The organism is Marinobacter metalliresistant, from assembly GCF_038098645.1.
GTDB lineage: Bacteria > Pseudomonadota > Gammaproteobacteria > Pseudomonadales > Oleiphilaceae > Marinobacter > Marinobacter metalliresistant.
Genome location: NZ_CP101118.1, coordinates 4,130,818 through 4,150,581, shown reverse-complemented (window position 1 = coordinate 4,150,581; position 19,764 = coordinate 4,130,818). Strand labels below are relative to the sequence as shown.

Sequence of the window (19,764 nt, the reverse complement as noted above, 5' to 3'; positions counted from 1 at the left end):
GCCAGTCCCGCCGCCCCGAAACTCGAGGCCCGGAAAACATGACGATACTGCAAAGCAAAATAAACCCGAGGTCTGACGAATTCCAGGCCAACCAGGACTCCATGGCAACCGCCGTAGCGGACCTGCGCGACAAAGTTTCCACCATCCAGCAAGGCGGTGGCCCCTCCTACCAGGAGCGCCACATCGCCCGTGGCAAACTGCTGCCCCGCGAGCGCATAAACCGCCTCCTGGACGACGGCTCCCCCTTCCTGGAAATCGGCCAGTTCGCCGCCTACAACGTCTACGATGAAGAAGTCCCCGCAGCGGGCGTCATTGCCGGCGTGGGCCGCGTCTCCGGCACCGAATGCATGATCATCGCCAACGACGCCACGGTGAAAGGCGGCAGCTACTACCCGCTGACCGTCAAAAAACACCTGCGCGCCCAGGAAATCGCCCTGCAGAACCGCCTGCCCTGCATCTACCTGGTCGATTCCGGCGGCGCCAACCTGCCAAGACAGGACGAAGTCTTCCCGGACCGCGACCACTTCGGCCGCATCTTCTACAACCAGGCCCGCATGTCCGCCGACGACATCCCCCAGATTGCCGTCGTCATGGGCCTGTGCACCGCCGGCGGCGCCTACGTACCCGCCATGGCTGACGAATCCATCATCGTCCGCAACCAGGGCACCATCTTCCTGGCCGGCCCGCCGCTGGTGAAAGCCGCCACCGGTGAAGTGGTCAGCGCCGAAGACCTGGGCGGTGCCGACGTACACTGCAAGATCTCCGGTGTTGCCGACCATTACGCCGAAAACGACGCTCACGCCCTGGAAATCGCCCGGCGCTGCGTCTCCAACCTGAACCGCCGCAAGCCAGTGGACGTCGAGATCCGCAAGCCGAAAGCGCCGCTGTACGACGCCGAGGAAATCTACGGCATCGTCGGCACTGACCTGCGCAAACAGTTCGACGTACGCGACGTGATCGCCCGCATCGTTGATGGCTCCGAGTTTGACGAGTTCAAACGCTACTACGGCCAGACCCTGGTGACCGGTTTTGCCCATATCCACGGCTATCCGGTGGGCATCATCGCCAACAACGGCATCCTGTTCGGTGAGTCTGCCCAGAAAGGCGCGCACTTTGTGGAGCTCTGCTGCCAGCGCAACATCCCGCTGCTGTTCCTGCAGAACATCACCGGCTTCATGGTCGGCCAGAAGTACGAATCCGAAGGCATTGCCAAGCATGGCGCCAAGATGGTGATGGCCGTGGCCTGCGCCAACGTGCCCAAGATCACCGTACTGATCGGCGGCAGCTTCGGCGCCGGCAACTATGGCATGTGCGGCCGCGCCTACAGCCCGGACTTCCTGTGGATGTGGCCCAATGCCCGCATCTCGGTGATGGGTGGCGAACAGGCCGCCGGCGTCATGGCCACCGTGCGCCGCGAGGGCATGGAACGTAAAGGCCAGGAGTGGAGCGCCGAAGAAGAGGCCGAATTCAAACAGCCGATCATCGACACCTACGAGCACCAGGGCCACCCCTACTACGCCAGTGCACGGCTGTGGGACGACGGCGTGATCGACCCGGCCCAGACCCGCGAAGTGGTTGCCCTGAGCCTGTCTGCCACCCTTAACCGCCCGGCCAAACCGACACGCTTCGGCGTGTTCCGGATGTAATCGGGGAGAATGACATGACAGACACCGAATCCGCAGTTCTGCTCAGACACCGCGCCGGGGGCATTGCCGAGGTGGTCCTTAATCGCCCCGACAAACGCAACGCCTTTGACGACGTGATCATCCAGCAGCTGATCAACACCCTCACCGAGGTGAGCTCCAACAGCAAAACCAAGGTGGTGATCCTACGCTCCGAGGGCAAGCATTTCTCCGCCGGGGCCGACCTTGGCTGGATGCGCCGCATGGCCGACAACGGCCACAAGGAAAACCTGGACGATGCCCGCCAGTTGGCCCGGCTGATGGAAGTACTCAATGGCCTGCGCAAGCCGGTGATTGGCCTGGTACAAGGTGCCGCCTATGGCGGCGCCGTGGGCCTGGCCGCCTGCTGCGACATCGTCATCGCCACCGAGAAATCCAGCTTCTGCCTGAGCGAAGTGAAACTCGGCCTGATCCCGGCGGTGATCAGCCCCTACGTGGTAAGCGCCATTGGGGAACGCCAGGCCCGCCGCTACTTTATCTCTGCCGAAGTGTTCAACGCCCGGCAGGCACAGGACTACGGCCTGGTGCACATCGTCTGCGACGATGTCGAGGCCATGGAAGCCCGCTGCAACGAGATGGTGCAACAACTGGTCACCAACGGCCCGGAAGCCATGCGGGCTGCCAAGGACCTGGTATTTGCCGTTAGCCACAAGCCCATCAACGACGACGTGATTGACGACACCGCGCACCGCATAGCGGATATCCGGGTGGGTGAAGAGGGGCAGGAAGGGCTCAATGCCTTCCTGAACAAGCGCAAGGCCAACTGGGTTCCGGAGACAGACTAATGTTCAGCAAAATTCTCATTGCCAACCGGGGCGAAATTGCCTGCCGGATCATACAAACCGCCCACCGCATGGGTATTCGCTGCGTGGCCGTCTATTCAGACGCCGACGCCAACGCCCGGCACGTGGCCATGGCCGACGAAGCCTTCCACATCGGCCCGGCACCCAGCTCCGAGAGCTACCTGCGAGCCGAAAAGATCATCGAGATTGCCAGGAAGAGCGGTGCCCAGGCTATTCATCCGGGCTACGGCTTCCTCTCGGAGAACACCGGCTTTGCCGAAGCCTGTGAAGCCAATAACCTGGTGTTCATCGGCCCGCCCTCCCCGGCTATTGCCGCCATGGGCTCCAAGTCCGCCGCCAAGGCCATCATGGAAAAAGCGGGCGTGCCCCTGGTGCCCGGTTACCATGGCGACGACCAGGACCCGGAAACACTCCGGGCAGAAGCCGAAAAATGCGGCTTCCCGCTGCTGCTCAAGGCCGTCGCCGGCGGCGGTGGCAAAGGCATGCGCGTGGTAGAGCGCATGGAAGACTTCGACGACGCCCTGGCCGCCGCCAAACGGGAATCGAAGAACGCCTTCGGCAACCCGGATATGCTCATCGAACGCTACCTGACCCAGCCACGGCACGTGGAAATCCAGGTATTCTGTGATCAGGATGGCAACGGTGTGTACCTGGCCGAGCGGGACTGTTCTGTGCAGCGCCGCCACCAGAAAGTCCTGGAAGAAGCCCCGGCCCCCGGCCTGAGCGAAGACACCCGCAAAGCCATGGGTGAGGCGGCGGTAAAAGCCGCCCAGGCCATCGACTACGTAGGCGCCGGCACCGTCGAGTTCCTGTACGACGTGGACGGCTCCTTCTTCTTCATGGAAATGAACACCCGCCTGCAGGTAGAGCACCCGGTCACCGAAATGGTCACCGGCCAGGACCTGGTGGAATGGCAATTGAAGGTAGCCTGGGGCGACCCGCTGCCGCTGGAGCAGTCCCAGGTAAAAACCCGGGGCCACGCCCTGGAAGCGCGTATCTATGCCGAAGACCCGGACCAGGACTTCCTGCCCGCCACCGGCAACCTGCGCTACCTGAGCACCCCGGATGAAAGCGCCCACGTGCGTGTGGATACCGGCGTTACCGAAGGCGACGACATCAGCATCCACTACGACCCAATGATCGCCAAACTCATCGTGTGGGATGAAACCCGGGACCAGGCCATCAACCGCATGGTTCAGGCCCTGGAGCACTACCGCATTGCCGGCGTGAAAACCAACATCCGGTTCCTGCACGCCCTGGCCGATGCCCAGCCGTTCCGGGAAGCGGACCTGACCACCGGCTTTATCGACGATCACCGGGAACTGCTGTTCCCGAAATCGAAACTCGATACCCACAAGGCCCTGGTACTGGCCGCCGGCTTCGTACTGGAGCAGCGTAAATCCCGGGAAGTGGTGAGCACCGACCCCTGGTCACCGTTTGGCCGCCAGAACAGCTGGCGCATGAACTCCGAATACGCCCAGCCCCTGCAACTTCAGGTGGGTGAGGAGATTCACGACCTGAAGATCCTGGAACGGGACGACCGCTATCAGGTGTTCGTGGGCGGCAGCGTATACAACCTCACCGCCCGCCTGGATGACGATTACCTGCAGGCCGTGATCAACGGCCACCGCATCAGCATCCACGGCAACCTGCACAACGACCAGTTGGTGCTGTTCTACGAAGGTGACACCTTCAACTGCACCCTATACCGGGAAACCTACGGCTTCGAGGAAATAGCCGGCGAAGGCAGCCTGGCCGCGCCCATGAACGGCGCCATCGTGGCCGTTCAGGCCAAAGTCGGCGACAAGGTCACCGCCGGCCAGAGCCTGGTGATCATGGAAGCCATGAAGATGGAACACGCCATCAAGGCCCCGGCCGACGGCGTGGTGACGGAAATCTTCTTCGCCGAAGGCGACCAGGTCTCAGAAGGTGCCGAACTGATCGCCATTGAAGTGACTGAAGAGGAGGCAGGCTGATGGCCTTTCCCAGACAGGTTCGCCTGGTTGAGATGAGCCCCCGGGACGGACTCCAGAACGAGCCCGGCCCGGTGATCGCCACCGCCATCAAAACCGGGCTGATCGACCGCCTGGCAGACAGCGGCCTGAGCCACATTGAGGCCGCCAGCTTTGTGTCCCCGAAATGGGTGCCGCAGATGGGCGACGCCGCCGAAGTGATGGCCGGCATTACCCGTAAGCCCGGCGTACGCTACTCCGCCCTCACCCCAAACCTGAAAGGCTTTGAGGGCGCACTGGCAGCCAAGGCAGACGAGGTTGCGGTATTCGGCGCTGCCTCCGAATCCTTCACCAAAAAGAACATCAACTGCACCATCGCCGAAAGCCTTGAACGCTTTGCACCGGTAGTGGAAGAAGCCCGCAAGCACGGCATCCCCGTGCGCGGCTATGTTTCCACCGTGATGGGCTGCCCTTACGAAGGCGACATTGCTCCCGAGCAGGTCGCTGCCGTGGCCAAAGCCCTCTACAACATGGGCTGCCACGAAATCTCCCTGGGCGACACCATCGGCGTGGGCACACCCATCAAAGCCAAGCGCATGCTTGAAGCCGTCGCCGCCCATGTTCCCCTGGAAAAGCTGGCCGCCCACTTCCACGACACCTACGGCCAGGCCCTGGCCAACCTCTACGCGGTGTTGGAAGAAGGCATTGCGGTTATCGACGCCTCCGTCGCCGGCCTCGGCGGCTGCCCCTATGCCAAGGGCGCTTCCGGCAACGTCGCCACCGAAGACGTGCTATACCTGCTTAACGGCCTGGGTATAGAAACAGGTGTTGATCTCGAAAAATTAGTGGCAACCGGCGACTGGATCTGCGGCCAACTGAACCGTGCAAATGGCTCCAAAGTAGGACAGGCGCTAGGCGGTAACTGCCAATGATTAACGTGGTGAGCGGGTACGACTTCCCGGGACTGTCTGCAGCATGGATGCTGCAGGCAAGCGTACAGGGAGGTATTCACAGCGTGTCCCGGGAAGTCGTACCCGCTCGCCACTGCACCAAATCCTGAAGGCTAGGAGTCAGCAAGAATGAGTAATAAAAACGTAGTCGCCCTGGATCTCCCGATCCCGGAGATCAGCGACATGCCGGAAGACACCCGGAAGTACTTCCAGATCTGCCAGGAAAAGCTGGGCATGATTCCGAACGTACTCACCGCCTACAGCCAGAACCTTAAACAGCTGGAAGGCTTCACCCGCCTCTACAACGAACTCATGCTCGGTGAAGGGGAACTCTCCAAACTGGAGCGGGAAATGGTGGCCGTGGTGGTCTCCTCAGAGAACAAATGCTTCTACTGCCTGGTGGCCCACGGCGCCGCCGTGCGGGTACTGAGCGGTGATCCCCAACTGGGCGAGCACATGGTCATGAATTACCGCAGCGCCAGACTCGACAAGCGCCAGCGGGCGATGCTGGACTTTGCATCCCACCTGACTCGCTCACCGGCCACCGTCACCGAAAAAGACACGCAGGCCCTGCGGGATGCAGGACTCAGCGACCGCGGAATCTGGGACCTGAGCAACCTGGTCGGTTTTTACAACATGTCCAATCGCGTGGCGATTGCCAGCGATATGCAACCAAACCCCGAGTATCACAGTCAGAGTCGCTAGCAGGACCGCAACCCTGCTCGCCCTCGAATACAAAAACAATGGAGGCAGAGATATGAGCAAGACTCTACCAAGCTATACGAGCGGAACCGCGGAAGTGCCCCTGCTGGGCATGACCATCGGTCAAATGCTCGACCGCACCGCCGAACAGTATCCGGACAACGAAGCCCTGGTGTGCCTGCACCAGGACATTCGCTGGACCTACAAAGAATTCGTTGAAAAGGTCAACGAAGCCGCCCGCGCCTTCATGGCCATCGGCGTGAAGCGCGGCGACCGCGTGGGCATCTGGTCCCCCAACCGTTATGAGTGGACCGTTACCCAGTTCGCCACCGCGAAAGTGGGCGCCATCCTGGTGAACATCAACCCGGCCTACGGCGTGCACGAGCTGCAATACGCCCTGAACCTGGCCGGCATCACCACGCTGGTAACGGCGGACGCCTTCAAGGGTTCCAACTACCGCGAGATGATCTACGAGCTGGCGCCGGAACTGAAGCGCAGCGTCCCCGGCAAACTCAAGGCCGACCACGTACCGGAGCTGCGCGCCGTGATCAACGTGCATGAAGACAAGCACGACGGCATGTGGACCTGGAAAGAGTTCCTGGGCTTCGCCGGCGACGTCTCCGAAGACGATCTGGACAAACGCCAGAGCGAGCTGCAGTTCGATGACCCCATCAACATCCAGTTCACCTCCGGCACCACCGGCAACCCGAAAGGCGCCACCCTCACCCACCACAATATCCTCAACAACGGATACTTCGTGGCCGAGAGTCAGCGCTTCACAGCAAACGACCGCCTGGTGATCCCGGTGCCCCTGTACCACTGCTTCGGCATGGTGATGGGCAACCTCGGCTGCATTACCCACGGTGCCACCATGATCTACCCGGGTGAAGGCTTTGAACCAAAATCCGTGCTGCAGGCCGTACACCAGGAAAAGGCCACCGCCCTGTATGGCGTGCCCACCATGTTCATCGCCGAACTGGCCGAGCCGGAGTTTGAAACCTACGATCTCTCCAGCCTGCGCACCGGCATCATGGCCGGTTCCATCTGCCCGGCCGAGGTGATGAAGAAGGTCAACGGCAAGATGAACATGAAAGAAGTTCAGATTGCCTACGGCATGACCGAAACCAGCCCGGTATCCACCCAGACCAGCTCCCTCGACCCGTTCGAGAAGCAGGTCACCACCGTGGGCCGCACCCAGCCGCACCTGGAAACCAAGATCGTGGACCCGGCCAGCGGCAACGTGGTCCCGCGCGGCGAAATCGGCGAACTGTGCACCCGCGGCTACAGCGTGATGCTGAAGTACTGGAACAACGAAGAGAAAACCCGCGAAGCCATCGATAGCGCCGGCTGGATGCACACCGGCGACCTGGCGACCATGGACGAGGACGGCTACATCCAGATCGTCGGCCGCATCAAGGACATGGTCATCCGCGGCGGCGAGAACATCTACCCGAAAGAAATCGAAGAGTTTCTCTACACCCATCCGGCCATCGAGGAAGTGCAGGTAACCGGCATTCCCGATGACAAGTACGGTGAAGAGCTGATTGCCTGGGTGAAACTGGCCCCCGAAGCGGCCCCGGTCACCGCAGAGGACCTGCAGGCCTTCTGCAAGGGCAAGATCGCCCACTTCAAGATCCCGAAGAACTACAAGTTCGTGGATGAATTCCCGATGACCGTCACCGGGAAGATCCAGAAGTTCAAGATGCGGGAGATTTCAATTGAGGAGATGGGGTTGAAGAAGTAACTTCTCCTCGCTGCTTCGCGAAAACCTTCAGACCCCGGCTTTTGTCGGGGTTTGTTCTTTCAGGCGTACCGCCGATACCCAGAGCTTTCAGCGTTTCCTGCCGTTGGAAATTACCTGCCAAAAGATCTAATTTTATAGGCAGGGGGGGGACGGGCCATGCGTCAGGACAATGTCCGGGAATCGGACGACAGCTTGCCGGAACACAGCGAAGATATCCGGGTAGGGCGGGAGCTGCTTGAGGCCACGAAACCTTACGTTGAAGAATCTGCTGCAACAAGCTGGTGGTATGTCGGCTCTACCTTTGGGTTGGTGTTTGCCGCACTGACGGCCGCCGGGGTGATCCCGTGGTGGCCCCTCAGAGTGGTGTTTTCGGTATTGGGCGCCCTGCTGATGGTGCGCGCCTTCATCACCTTTCACGATTACCTGCACGGTGCAATTCTAAAAGACTCCCGGGTTGCCTACTGGCTCTTCCATACCTACGGCGCCTTGACTCTCACGCCAACCCGCTCCTGGCGTGCCAGCCACAATTATCACCACGGCCATGTGGGCCAGATTTCGGATGCCAGCGTGGGCGCTTTTCCGCTTATAACCGCCCGTATGTGGCAAGACTCAACGCGGTGGCAACGCTTTACCTATCGCGCCCAGCGGAATCCCCTGGTGGTGCTGTTGAGCTACCCCATTGTTTTCGGTTTGAACATTACGCTCATACCCTTGCTGAAGACCCCCCGCAAACACATCGACTCGTTGATAGCCCTGTTCAGTCATTTCGGGTTGATCGCCGTGCTGTGGGTGCTGGGCGGATTCGGTCTGGTCTTCTATGTCATCCTGTTGCCCATGACCCTTGCCGCCGCGATGGGGTGCTATCTGTTTTTTGCCCAGCACAGTTTCCGGCGTATGCAGATTGCCTCGCCCGAAGCCTGGACCTTTTACCGGGGAGCCATGGAGTCTTCGAGTTTCATGCGGATGAATCGGGTTATGCAGTGGTTTACCGGAAATATTGGCTACCACCATATTCATCATCTCAACGTTCGAATTCCCTTCTACCGCCTTCCCGAAGTGATGGCGACCATTCCTGAACTACAATCACCGCTAATAACGACCCTTGCACCCCGCGACATTGCGGACTGCTTCCGGTACGCCCTCTGGGATGAAGAGAAACAGCGTATGGTGACCTATCGGGAGGCCGGCGGTTGAGCATCCACCTCAAACATCTAGCCAAAAGAGATCGAGGGAGACGAAGCTATGGCGCACCAAAACGCTGATCCTGCGCTCGGGCCGGCATTGAGGCAGTTTGATGTAGCGCTGGGAGATTTCGCCCGCGCCCGTCGCACCGACCCCAAGGCCTCCAGCCTTGGGCTGCTAGAGCGCACCCGAATGCTGATGACGCTGCCGGGCGGCTTTGACGCCCTGTACCGGCGGGTTCGCTCGCTGGAATCCGCCGGCATCTTCGGCTCCAGCGACTGGGCTCAGCCGGCAATTCTCCAGCCGGCACTGGCCAAGCACTCCCTGCGCGAGGCCGGTGCTGTTACAACCATCGTAGAGGCCATCAGTGAGCTACGAATGCTTGCCGTCACCCGGGGCGATTACTTCCACCCCGGCATTTCCGCAGAACAGGCACGATACTTCCTGACCCAGGTTATGGCGTTGAACCTGGATCTGCTGTCTGGCCAACTCACGGAAGCCGACCGGGAACGCCCGAAACAGCTCGGGATGATTGTCCAGGAACTCTACCGGTATCTGATTTCCCACCTCGGCTATGAGAGCCTGCTGGACAGCCTGGTGGCGGAAGTCTGGCGCCTCCTGGACCAGGGGCCGGTGCAGGTCGACAGCATCTGCGAGATGATCGGCCAGATCGCCAAGTGCCTCTATGACCCGAAGATAGAAACCAACAGAAACGTCGCCGCAACCCGCCTGGTCAACGCCCTGTTTGCGCCCACACCGGGCAGTGCTGAAGACCCCGGCCTGCAGGTTTATGAGCAGCGCCTGAGGGAGATGGACGACCTAACCCTCGCCTCCGAAGCCACCTGCTTTGCCCGCAGCATGCACGACACCGGTCTGGCTTCCCCTTACCACGCGGTTATGCTGAGGTTCCTGCGCAACAGTGACCAGGACGATCTGATACCCAACACGCTGGGGCTGACCATGACCGGCCTGGACGATCTCTATTGCTACACTGAACTGGTCCATGCCCTGATTGACGAAGCCATATACCCGGAAACCTGCCAGGCTGTATATGGCCTTACCATGATGCTGGAACGGGGCTCACTGTTTACGCCCTCTGTGGCCCAGGCCCTGTGGCGGCAGATCCAACTCAAACTGTCGGCGGAGACCGCCAATACCCTTCGAGAGGCCTTTGGCGATGCCCAACCGCCCCGGGTATTCCTGCTGGCCGGTGTCATCAACCTTCTGGGGCAGCCGCTGGGTGTGGGCCAGGGCAACAACCCTACCTGCCAGTCGGCTATTGGCCTGTCGGTGTGGGCGGCCAATGAGGCCGATTACCTGCTACAGGTACTGACCTGGGCGGCCCGGGACAACGAAGTGCTGAGCCGCTTCGAGGGCGAGAACGTCTCTTCCAGGGACCTGGGGCCCGGGCTGGTCAAGGAAACACCGGTCGATGTAGACCCGGTATCGCTGATCCTCATCCCCCACCTGGACCGCCTCTATGGGGAAATGTGGCGCCGTTGTGAAAACCGCGACGACGATGCCCACCGCTGGATCAACCCGGAATTCTATGGCTGGTGGGTCAGCCACGGGTTCCGTGTGGTGGCTGATGTTCATACTGGCGAGGTGCACGACTACGAGGGCTTCATCCGGCATTTCTATGCCAGCTACCACCCTTTCTACAACGGCCACCTGCCCGTGATCCACGCCCAGCCGGCCGGTATTGCCGTTACGGACAGCGCCGCACGCTTTGTAGGCCGCCACGCCATCAACATCCTGAGGGTCGGGCTCAGCCCCCGCAATGAGATGCGGGTCTACTTTTTCAACCCCAACAACGACAGTGGTCAGGACTGGGGCCAGGGAATTACCTGCTCCACCCGGGGCCACGGCGAGTTCCGCGGCGAGGCCTCCCTGCCCATTGCCGAATTCACGTCCCGGCTCTACGCATTCCATTACGACACGCTGGAGCTGGGTGACCTTTCGGCAGTACCGGATGAGGAAGTCGCCCGAATCATGGAGCTTGGTTATACCAGTTGGGCTGCGTCACCTGAGACATCGCCGGACTGAGCCCCCAGGGAAAGCCCGCCATCACCGGTGACAGAACCTTACCGAAGCCGAGGCTGTGGCACCCGGTGCATGGCCTTGATATGCGCTGATTCAATTGACCACCTTAGCTATTTTCTTCAGAGTTTCTTTGCTATCGCCAAACGTACATATCGCATCACAGTGTTTACGCAAGTCAGAGAATAAAATGTAATGAATTTCGATATTATTGCCCTTAATCGCTGGCCGACTTAGCTGCAACTCTAACTCCTTTTCTCTGTTGTCAGGGATGATAAGGAACAGGGAGGAGGGGTCTTCCGGAAATGAGAAATACAGGTCTGTAAGGCGAAGTATCCCGGAATATATTGATGTACTTTTCTCAACCTCAAAAGCGCAAACAATTTTGTTTGTGCCTTTCTCAAACCAAATCACGTCAATTAGCGCAATAGTGTTATTTGTGTCTCTATCAACACCGATATCAGGAAACCCTGGCAGACTTATAAATGAAAAATTAGTGCCATCGTGACATCTTGACCGATCATTTGAAGCGCTAATTACATCATATCCTAACGAGTGGCCGATTTTCAGAAGATGGTATTGCATTTCTGTATGCAGATCTTCCTCTTCTTTTTCATTTGTAACTTCTTTGTGTCGTTTTTTAAGGAGCTTTTCTATTTTCACCTTCTCATCATCAGAAAGAGCACCTTCATCTCCAACCATGAGCTTTTTAACACCAATGTCAAACAACAAGCCAGAAAATGCCCCAAGATCCTTAGAAAGTATACTTCTGTGCTGGCTGTTTTTTCCTATAATTATCTCCCGCATACGAAGGTATTCCTGCCACGAACCAAGCTTAATATTTTCCTTGAACAAGTGGTTAAACCCATTAACTATTGCAGTATTGAATGGGGGAATAATCTCAGGATGAAGGAAATACAGAATATTAACTACTGCAGGTCCCAGCCCCTTTATTTTTCTCTGATCGAGGTGGATTATTTCCTTTAATATTCTATCTTCTCTTGTAGCATTATAGCAATTCTCAAGAAACTGACCAAATGCCATCTTGTTTTCTTCATTCTCATAAATATCTGGAATCCGAAGCTTTGGCTTCCAGTAGAATGCATGTGACGCTCCAATAAATACCTGCTTTTGTTCGGTAATACAGTTTAAGACAAACTCCAGGGATGAGCCTTTATAATCATTCCCGAATTCTTTAGTCTTGATTTCCAGTATTACTTTCTGAACCCCGCGGCGAATAGAACGAAAGGCCTTCAGACGTTCGTCATTATTGATAAACCAGGTGTTGAATACTGACTCTTTGTCGCATTTATACTTTTCAAGCAATTCCTGTAACTCTATATTCATTCTATATCTCAAATTATTTATTAAACATAAAGAGACCGCAGAAAAACCCGATTTTGAGCCGTTCCCACCGCCCGATTCCTGAAATTAAATTGCTATCGCTCACCTTCCAAGGCATGCCACACCCGCAATATTATGATTGTCTTGATATGAACCGAATAACGGACAATGTACTTGCCAAAGACTATGTCACGAACTGATTCTGGTTCCGGCGCCATCTCAACCGGAACGCCCATTTTAGGGAAATCTGGTAGCAGCTCGATTTTGCAAATCAATTCGGTGGCTATTCGAGTCGCAGTTGAAGGACTGTGAACAGCGATGAACTCCCTTAGACGCTTTAAATCTGCAACGGCTTCTTGTGTGTAAACCAGTTTCACTCACCTGACCCCGGCGCAACCTGCTCGTTCTCGGAGCCCCAGCTCTTAAGCCAACTATGGACCTCACCCGCATCGACTACTTTCCCTTGGGCCGCAGATTCCATTGCCTCCAGGGTTTGCTGCCAACGCTCTTGCTCACGCTGCTGCTTTTCGATGTATTCAGTTAACGCCTGATTGATAACCCAGCCTTTGCTCCGACGGAGCCTGCTGGCGATTGCATCCAGATGCTGCTCTACCTCAACCTGGAGACGGACTGTGGTTACGCTCATTGTTCTACCCCCGCATACAGTGACTACACTGTATTACATCATATTTTTCAAGGCTGCAGCAAAAATTTAACGCCTGAAGCATGCGCACCCTTGTGCCAGATACACCCATAAGGGCTATGACGGCTATGCCCCGAGGAACCGGCCACCATTTTAGTCCGGCACAGTAGATCAGCCTTAAGTCCGACAGGCTGCCAGGAAGCTGATTCTCATTCTGACTCTCCTGATCCCGCACCACCCCCATGAAACGCGGGTTGATAGCTTTGCAGCATCTGCACATAACCCGCCCGCTCAAGCACGCCAGGGTCCTCCAGATTGCCCCGGCTCATGCGGCCGCGGATGGCATCCAGGGACTCGATCCCGCGCGCGGCGAGCAGCGCCACCAGGCCATCAAGCAGGGTGCGCATGTGCCAGGCGCCGTGGCGCAGCAGCGACGCGGTCGTCATCACCGTGTCCGCGCCGGCCAGCAGGTACTTGAAAACATCATCCGCCGAGTCAACCCCGGTGCTGGCGGCCAGCGATGCCGGAAGGTGCCCGTGGAGCACGGCAATCCACAGCAGCGGCAGCCTCATCTCGGACGGCGTGCTGAGCTCGACGTCCGGCGACGGGCGCAGGGACACAAGGTCGATGTCGGGCTGGTAGAAGCGATTGAACAGCACCAGCGCATCCGCGCCGGCTTCGGCAAGCGCCAGCGCCATGGCCCCGAACGCACTGAAGTAGGGGCCGATCTTGACCGCCACGGGGACGGTGACCGCCGCCTTCACGGCCGTCAGAATGTCGAGATAATGCTGTTCGGCCTCGCGCCCCGTCGTGGTAAGGGCGGTAGGGATGAGATAGATATTGAGTTCGATGGCATCGGCACCGGCGTCCTGAAGGTCGCGTGCATACCCGGTCCAGCCGGACAGGGAAGCACCGTTCAGGCTGGCGATCACCGGGATGTCGAGCGCCGCCTTGGCACGGCGCACGAGCTCGAGATAGCGCCCCGGCCCGAACCCCTTGCCGGCATACGCCGGGAAGAAGGAGAGCGCCTCGGCAAACCCTTCCGCTGTTGTCTCAGTGTGGCGTTCGAATGCCTCTCGCTCGGCAACGATCTGCTCTTCGAAGATCGACGGCAGCACCACGGCGCCGGCGCCGGCATCCTCAAGGCGGCGCAACTGGCCGAGGTCGGCGTTCAGCGGCGACGCCGAAGCGATCAGCGGGTTGCGCAGACGCAGGCCCATGTAGTCCGTCGTCAGGTCCATAGGTCGTTCTCCGGTTTCGCATCGCCGCCGCTCATGCCCGAGGGATGGAAACACTCACAGCCAAGGCTCGCCAGTTCCTCGTATTGCCGGTATTTCTCGGTCACTACCTGCTGTGCGGCCTCCAGCAGCGCTTCGGCCGCAGCCGGATCCGTGTGCGCAAGCACCCGGTAGCGCAGTTCGTTGTAGGCGTAATCCTTGAACGGGATGGTCGGTCGCGGCGAATCGAGCCGGAACGGCCGCGCACCAATGCTGAGCATCGCCGGATTGAACCGGAACAGCGGCCAGTAACCGCTGGCGGTGGCCAGGTCCTGCTGGCGCATGCCGTGGCGGAGATCGAAACCGTGGGCGATGCAGTGGCTATAGGCGATGATCAGCGACGGGCCCGACCAGGCCTCGGCCTCGCGGAACGCGAGCAGCGTGTGCTGAGGGTTGGCACCCATCGCCACCTGGGCGACATATACGTTGCCGTAGGCGATCGCCTGCAAGGCCAGATCCTTGCGCGCGACGCGCTTGCCGGCGGCGGCGAACTTGGCCACGGCGCCGAGCGGGGTCGCCTTGGAGGCCTGGCCGCCGGTGTTGGAGTACACCTCGGTGTCGAGCACCAGCAGGTTGACGTCGCGGCCGCTCGCCAGCACCTGGTCGAGTCCGCCGTAGCCGATGTCGTAGGCCCAGCCGTCGCCGCCGACGATCCAGATGCTGCGCCGTACCAGGTAGTCGGCGACCGAGAGCAGTTCGCCTGCGGCGTCTTCGTCCACGACCGCGAGCTTCCGCTTCAGCGCCTCGACACGCTCGCGCTGGGCGCGCAGCTCGGATTCGTGTACCTGTGGCGCGTCGAGAATTAATCCGGCGAGCTCCTCGCCCACCACCGGCGCCAGCTCGCGCAGCCGGCTCCGCGCCAGCTCAAGGTGCTGGTCGGCGGCCAGTCGAAAACCCAGCCCGAACTCGGCATTGTCCTCGAACAGGGAATTCGACCAGGCTGGCCCACGGCCATCGGCGTCGCGCGTCCAGGGCGTGACCGGCAGGTTGCCGCCGTAGATTGATGAACAGCCGGTGGCGTTGGCGATCTGCAGCCGGTCACCGAACAGTTGCGACAGCAGCTTGAGGTAAGGCGTTTCGCCGCAGCCTGCGCAGGCGCCGGAGAACTCGAATAGCGGCTGCAGGAACTGCACGCCGCGCACATTGGCGAAGTCGACCCGCGCGCGGTCGTTGGCCGGCAGTGCCTCGAAAAAGGCCGTGTTGGCACGCGAGCGTTCAAGAATCGGCGCCTTCGGCCCGAGGTTGATGGCCTTCACACCGGGATCGAGCGGACTGTGCGCCGGACAGACCTCGACGCAGATACCGCAGCCGGTGCAATCCTCCACATAGACCGCCAGTGAGAAGCGCACATCCGGATAGCCGCGGGCGTTGACCGGCGCCGATGTGAACCCCTGCGGCGCGCCGTCGAGGGCGTCGGCGCCATAGTACTTGGAGCGGATCACGCTGTGGGGACAGGCGAAGCCGCACTGGCCGCATTGCACACACAGGTCCGCCTCCCAGACCGCCACGCTGTCGGAGATGTTGCGCTTCTCGAATGCCGCGGTACCCGGCGGGAAGGTGCCGTCGGCGGGCAGCTGACCGACGCGCAGCCCATCGCCGAGACCAAGCATCATTGGCGCGGTAACCTCACGCACGAACGCCGGCGCCTGCGCCGGCACGATCAGCGGCCGGTCGAAGGTGCTGGTCGCCGCGCCCGGCACGTCCACCTCGAACAGATGCGCCAGCGCCTGGTCGACGGCGGCAAAATTCCTGCGCACCACATCGCCGCCCTTGGCGCCATAGCTCTTTTTGATTGAGTTCTTGATGCTCTGGATCGCCTCGTCACGGGGCAGCACCCCCGAGATCGCAAAGAAGCAGGTCTGCAGCACGGTGTTAATGCGCCCGCCCAAACCGGAGTCGCCCGCAACTTTCGAGGCGTCGATCACAAAAAAGCGCAGCCGTTTCTCCAGGATCTGCGTCTGCAGCAAGCGCGGCAGCCGGTCCCAGACCGCCTCCGGCCCATGCGGGGTATTGAGCAGGAACACGCCGCCCTCGGCCGCCAGCCGCAGCACGTCAATGCGGTCGAGGAACCCCGCCTGGTGGCATGCGATGAACTGGGCGGATTCGATCAGGTAGGGGGCGCGGATCGGCTGACTGCCAAAGCGCAGGTGGGAGATGGTTTGCGCGCCGGATTTGTGCGAATCGTAGACGAAGTAACCCTGGGCATAGCGCCCCGGATCCTCGGCGAGGATTTTCACACTGTTCTTGTTGGCACCGACGGTGCCGTCGGCGCCGAGGCCGAAGAACAGCGCCCGCACTGTGTCGTCGCCCTCGAGCGAGAACGCCGGGTCGACTGCCAGGCTGGTGTGCGAGACGTCGTCCTCGATGCCGACCGTGAAGCCGTTCTTCGGTGTGGCCTGGCTGAGCTCGTCGAACACCGCCTTGGCCTGGGCCGGGTTGAAGTTCTTCGAGCCCAGCCCGTAGCGCCCGCCGATCACGCGCGGCAGGGCCGCGCGCTTTCCGTCCACCACTGCCTGGGCCAGGGTCGTGACCACATCGAGATAGAGCGGCTCGCCCGGCGCACCCGGCTCCTTGGTCCGGTCCAGCACCGCGACGGCACGGCACGACTGCGGCAGAGCGGCGAGGAAGTGCCCGGCCGCAAACGGGCGGTACAGCCGCACCTGCAGCACGCCGACGCGCTCCCCGGCCTGGCGCAGGAAGGCAACGGTAGCGCGCACCGTCTCCACCGCAGAGCCCATCAGGACCACGACCCGCTCGGCGTCGGGCGCACCGTCATACTCAAACAGCCGGTAGGCGCGGCCGGTGAGTGCGGCGAACCGGTCCATGCTGGCCTGCACGATTTCCGGCACCCGCGCATAGTAAGGATTGCAGGCCTCGCGCGCCTGGAAGAAGGTGTCGGGATTGTGGGCGGTGCCGCGCACCACCGGGCGTTCCGGAGTCAGCGCGCGAGCCCGGTGGGCAAGCACCAGGTCCTGGCGGATCATGGCCCGGAGGTGGGCATCGGACAGCAGGGTCAGCTTGTTGACCTCATGCGAGGTGCGGAAGCCGTCGAAGAAATGCAGGAACGGCACCCGTGCCTCCAGGGTCGCCGCGTGGGCGATCAGCGCCAGGTCGTGGGCTTCCTGCACCGACGCCGACGCCAGCAGCGCAAAACCGGTGCTGCGAGCGGCCATGACATCGGAATGATCACCGAAGATCGACAACGCCGAGGTGGCGAGCGCACGCGCGGCGACATGGAACACCGTCGGCGTCAGCTCGCCGGCGATCTTGAACATGTTCGGCAACATCAGCAGCAGGCCCTGGGAGGCGGTGAAGGTGGTGGTCAAGGCACCCGACTGCAGCGCACCGTGCACCGTACCCGCCGCTCCCCCTTCACTCTGCATTTCATGCACCACCGGGATACCACCCCAGAGATTGGTCAGCCCCTGCGCCGACCATTCGTCGGCCAGCTCCGCCATGGGCGAGGCCGGCGTGATCGGGTAGATAGCACACACCTCGTTGACGCGGTAGGCGACATGGGCGACCGCGGTGTTGCCGTCGAGGGTGTCGGTATCGGGCATATCGGACTCGTGCGGCATCACGTTCCCCCCGTCTGGGTCGGCTCGGGAATCAGCTCGATGGCATGGCATGGACAGGTTTCGACGCAGACTGCGCAGCCGGTGCAGCGGTCATAGAGGAAGCGGTAACGCCGGCCGGGCCCGAGTTTTTCGATCGCCTGCTCCGGGCAGGCGGCGTAGCACTGGTCACACTCGAAACAGTTGCCGCAAGACAGGCAGCGCTGGGCTTCGTAAATCGCCTCGGCTTCGCTCAGGCCGGCCTGCACCTCAGTAAAGCCGGTCGCACGGGCCTCCGGCGGCAGTGTTCGCTGCACCGAGCGGTCGGCATCAGTGTAGATCGGCAGGTGCAGTTGATCGAAGGAGACGACGGGGTGCTTCTCGGCAGGCTGGTAGGTGGTGCCGCACAGCCAGGCATCGATGTGCCGCGCCGCCTGCCTGCCATGCCCGACCGCCGCCGTTACGGTGCGCTCGCCCGGCACCAGGTCGCCGCCGGCGAAGATCCCGGGCCGACCGGTCATCATGTTCGGGGCGACCATGACCGTGCCGTCGGGCTGGAATTCGATGCCTGGAATCCGGCGCAGGAAACCGCTGTCGGCCTGCTGCCCCAGGGCCAACACCACGGCATCTGCCTGCAGGGTCTCGAAACGGCCCGTCGGCTGCGGCCGACCGGCCGCATCCAGCGCCATGACCTCGACGGTGAGCGACGGCCCCGCGACCTCCTTGATACTGGTCAGCCATTGGATCCTGACCCCTTCCTCGAGAGCCTCGTCGGCCTCGAAGGCGTGGGCCGGCATGTGCGCGCGGTCGCGGTGGTAGATGATCAGCGTCTCTTCCGCGCCGAGGCGCCTGGCAGTGCGTGCGGCATCCATGGCGGTATTGCCGCCGCCGTAGATCACCACCCGCCGGCCAAGCTGTGGTCGCTCGCCACCGCCGACCTCGTGCAGCAGACTCACCGCGTCGAGCACCCGGGCGGCATCGCGTACCGGGATGTCCGCATGTTTGGCAACATGCGCCCCGATGGCGACAAATACCGCATCGAAGCCCCCGGTTTCCTGCTCGGCCAGCAGGTCCTCGACCTTGTGATCGAGGACGATCCTGACGCCCATGGCCTCGATCCGCTGCACTTCCTGCAGCAGGTCCGCGCGCGGCAGCCGGTACGCGGGAATGCCGAAATGTAACATGCCACCAGGCAGCGGACCGGCCTCCCGGATCTCAACCGCATGGCCGCGGCGCGCGAGCTGATACGCAGCCGACAGGCCGCTTGGACCGGCGCCGACGATCAGCACCCGCTTGCCGCTCGGCGCGGCATCGACCGGCAACGCCCAGCCTTCCTGCGCGGCCAGGTCACCAAGGAAACGCTCGACCGCGTGGATCGAGATGGCACTATCGAGCGCGCGGCGGTTGCAGGCGGTTTCGCAGGGATGATAACAGACCCGTCCATGCACGCCTGGCAGCGGGTTGTCCCGCACCAGCGTCTCCCATGCCTCGCGGTAGCGGCCCGCCTGCGCATGGGCCAGCCAGGCCTGAATGTTCTCCCCTGCCGGACAGGCCTGGTTGCACGGAGGCAGAAGATCCACGTAGACCGGCCGCCGCGTGCGCGTCGGTCCGGTACCCGGCTCCGCTGCCAGGTCGATGATCGGCGTCAGATCGGAGGATCGCGTGGTCATCGCAACAACCTTGCTGTGCATGTTGCGCCCTCCTCAGCTAGTGGAGCTGGCTGTCTTGCGGCGTCATCAGGTAAGCCGTAGCCATGAGCAGCAGAAACGCGGTCGGTATACAGCCGCTTTTCACTCAGTGCGCAATCATAGAAACGGCACTCTCCCACTCTGTATCCCCTTGCTCTGCCTATCTTTTGTTAGCATGCCCAATACTGCCCAGTCAAGTCATA

Annotated in this window: 15 protein-coding genes; 9 read left to right on the top strand and 6 right to left on the bottom strand. The window is 61.0% G+C overall.

Annotated features, from left to right (window positions below):
* Positions 1 to 38: 38 nt before the first annotated feature.
* The 9 genes from NLK58_RS19405 (at position 39) to NLK58_RS19365 (ending at position 11,061) form a co-directional block, all read left to right on the top strand.
* Positions 39 to 1,646: a carboxyl transferase domain-containing protein gene (locus tag NLK58_RS19405; RefSeq protein WP_117620471.1), complete on the top strand. Its 1,608-nt coding sequence runs from the start codon at positions 39 to 41 to the stop codon at positions 1,644 to 1,646.
* A 14-nt stretch (positions 1,647 to 1,660) separates the two neighbouring features.
* Positions 1,661 to 2,467: an enoyl-CoA hydratase-related protein gene (locus NLK58_RS19400; protein ID WP_117619940.1), complete on the top strand. Its 807-nt coding sequence runs from the start codon at positions 1,661 to 1,663 to the stop codon at positions 2,465 to 2,467.
* Positions 2,467 to 4,461 (top strand): acetyl/propionyl/methylcrotonyl-CoA carboxylase subunit alpha, encoded by a 1,995-nt coding sequence (locus NLK58_RS19395; RefSeq protein WP_117619939.1) that lies wholly within the window; start codon positions 2,467 to 2,469, stop codon positions 4,459 to 4,461. The genes NLK58_RS19400 and NLK58_RS19395 overlap by 1 nt, the downstream gene beginning before the upstream one ends.
* Positions 4,461 to 5,369 (top strand): hydroxymethylglutaryl-CoA lyase, encoded by a 909-nt coding sequence (locus NLK58_RS19390; RefSeq protein ID WP_117619938.1) that lies wholly within the window; start codon positions 4,461 to 4,463, stop codon positions 5,367 to 5,369. Before NLK58_RS19395 ends, NLK58_RS19390 begins: the two co-directional genes overlap by 1 nt.
* Entirely contained in the window at positions 5,366 to 5,497 is a 132-nt protein-coding gene (locus NLK58_RS19385; protein WP_341581521.1) for a hypothetical protein, read from the top strand. Before NLK58_RS19390 ends, NLK58_RS19385 begins: the two co-directional genes overlap by 4 nt.
* A gap of 19 nt (positions 5,498 to 5,516) precedes the next feature.
* Positions 5,517 to 6,092, top strand: a complete 576-nt coding sequence (locus NLK58_RS19380) for a peroxidase-related enzyme (RefSeq protein ID WP_117619937.1) — start codon at positions 5,517 to 5,519, stop codon at positions 6,090 to 6,092.
* Between the two features lie 52 nt (positions 6,093 to 6,144).
* Positions 6,145 to 7,833, top strand: a complete 1,689-nt coding sequence (locus tag NLK58_RS19375; protein WP_341581520.1) for an AMP-binding protein — start codon at positions 6,145 to 6,147, stop codon at positions 7,831 to 7,833.
* A gap of 156 nt (positions 7,834 to 7,989) precedes the next feature.
* Positions 7,990 to 9,027 carry a fatty acid desaturase gene (locus NLK58_RS19370; protein WP_117619935.1) on the top strand — a complete coding sequence of 346 codons (1,038 nt, stop codon included), beginning with the start codon at positions 7,990 to 7,992 and terminating at the stop codon, positions 9,025 to 9,027.
* A 48-nt stretch (positions 9,028 to 9,075) separates the two neighbouring features.
* Positions 9,076 to 11,061, top strand: coding sequence for a hypothetical protein (locus NLK58_RS19365; RefSeq protein WP_341581519.1), 1,986 nt, complete (start codon positions 9,076 to 9,078; stop codon positions 11,059 to 11,061).
* A gap of 90 nt (positions 11,062 to 11,151) precedes the next feature.
* On the opposite strand, the gene NLK58_RS19360 is transcribed toward NLK58_RS19365, so the two are convergent.
* The 6 genes from NLK58_RS19360 to NLK58_RS19335 all read right to left on the bottom strand — a co-directional run bounded on the left by NLK58_RS19360 (position 11,152) and on the right by NLK58_RS19335 (position 19,564).
* A complete protein-coding gene (locus tag NLK58_RS19360; protein ID WP_341581518.1) occupies positions 11,152 to 12,402 on the bottom strand; it encodes a hypothetical protein in 1,251 nt (416 codons plus the stop codon).
* 92 nt (positions 12,403 to 12,494) lie between these two features.
* On the bottom strand, positions 12,495 to 12,776 hold the full coding sequence (locus NLK58_RS19355; protein WP_341581517.1) for a type II toxin-antitoxin system RelE/ParE family toxin: 282 nt from the start codon (positions 12,774 to 12,776) through the stop codon (positions 12,495 to 12,497).
* Entirely contained in the window at positions 12,773 to 13,045 is a 273-nt protein-coding gene (locus tag NLK58_RS19350) for a CopG family ribbon-helix-helix protein (protein WP_117619929.1), read from the bottom strand. The genes NLK58_RS19355 and NLK58_RS19350 overlap by 4 nt, the downstream gene beginning before the upstream one ends.
* A 206-nt stretch (positions 13,046 to 13,251) precedes the next feature.
* Complete coding sequence (locus NLK58_RS19345; protein WP_341581516.1) at positions 13,252 to 14,283, bottom strand: dihydroorotate dehydrogenase-like protein; 1,032 nt, start codon at positions 14,281 to 14,283, stop codon at positions 13,252 to 13,254.
* Positions 14,274 to 17,879, bottom strand: coding sequence for a pyruvate:ferredoxin (flavodoxin) oxidoreductase (gene nifJ, locus NLK58_RS19340; protein WP_341581515.1), 3,606 nt, complete (start codon positions 17,877 to 17,879; stop codon positions 14,274 to 14,276). Before nifJ ends, NLK58_RS19345 begins: the two co-directional genes overlap by 10 nt.
* Before the next feature lie 17 nt (positions 17,880 to 17,896).
* Positions 17,897 to 19,564, bottom strand: a complete 1,668-nt coding sequence (locus NLK58_RS19335) for an NAD(P)-binding protein (protein ID WP_341581514.1) — start codon at positions 19,562 to 19,564, stop codon at positions 17,897 to 17,899.
* Positions 19,565 to 19,764 lie beyond the last annotated feature (200 nt).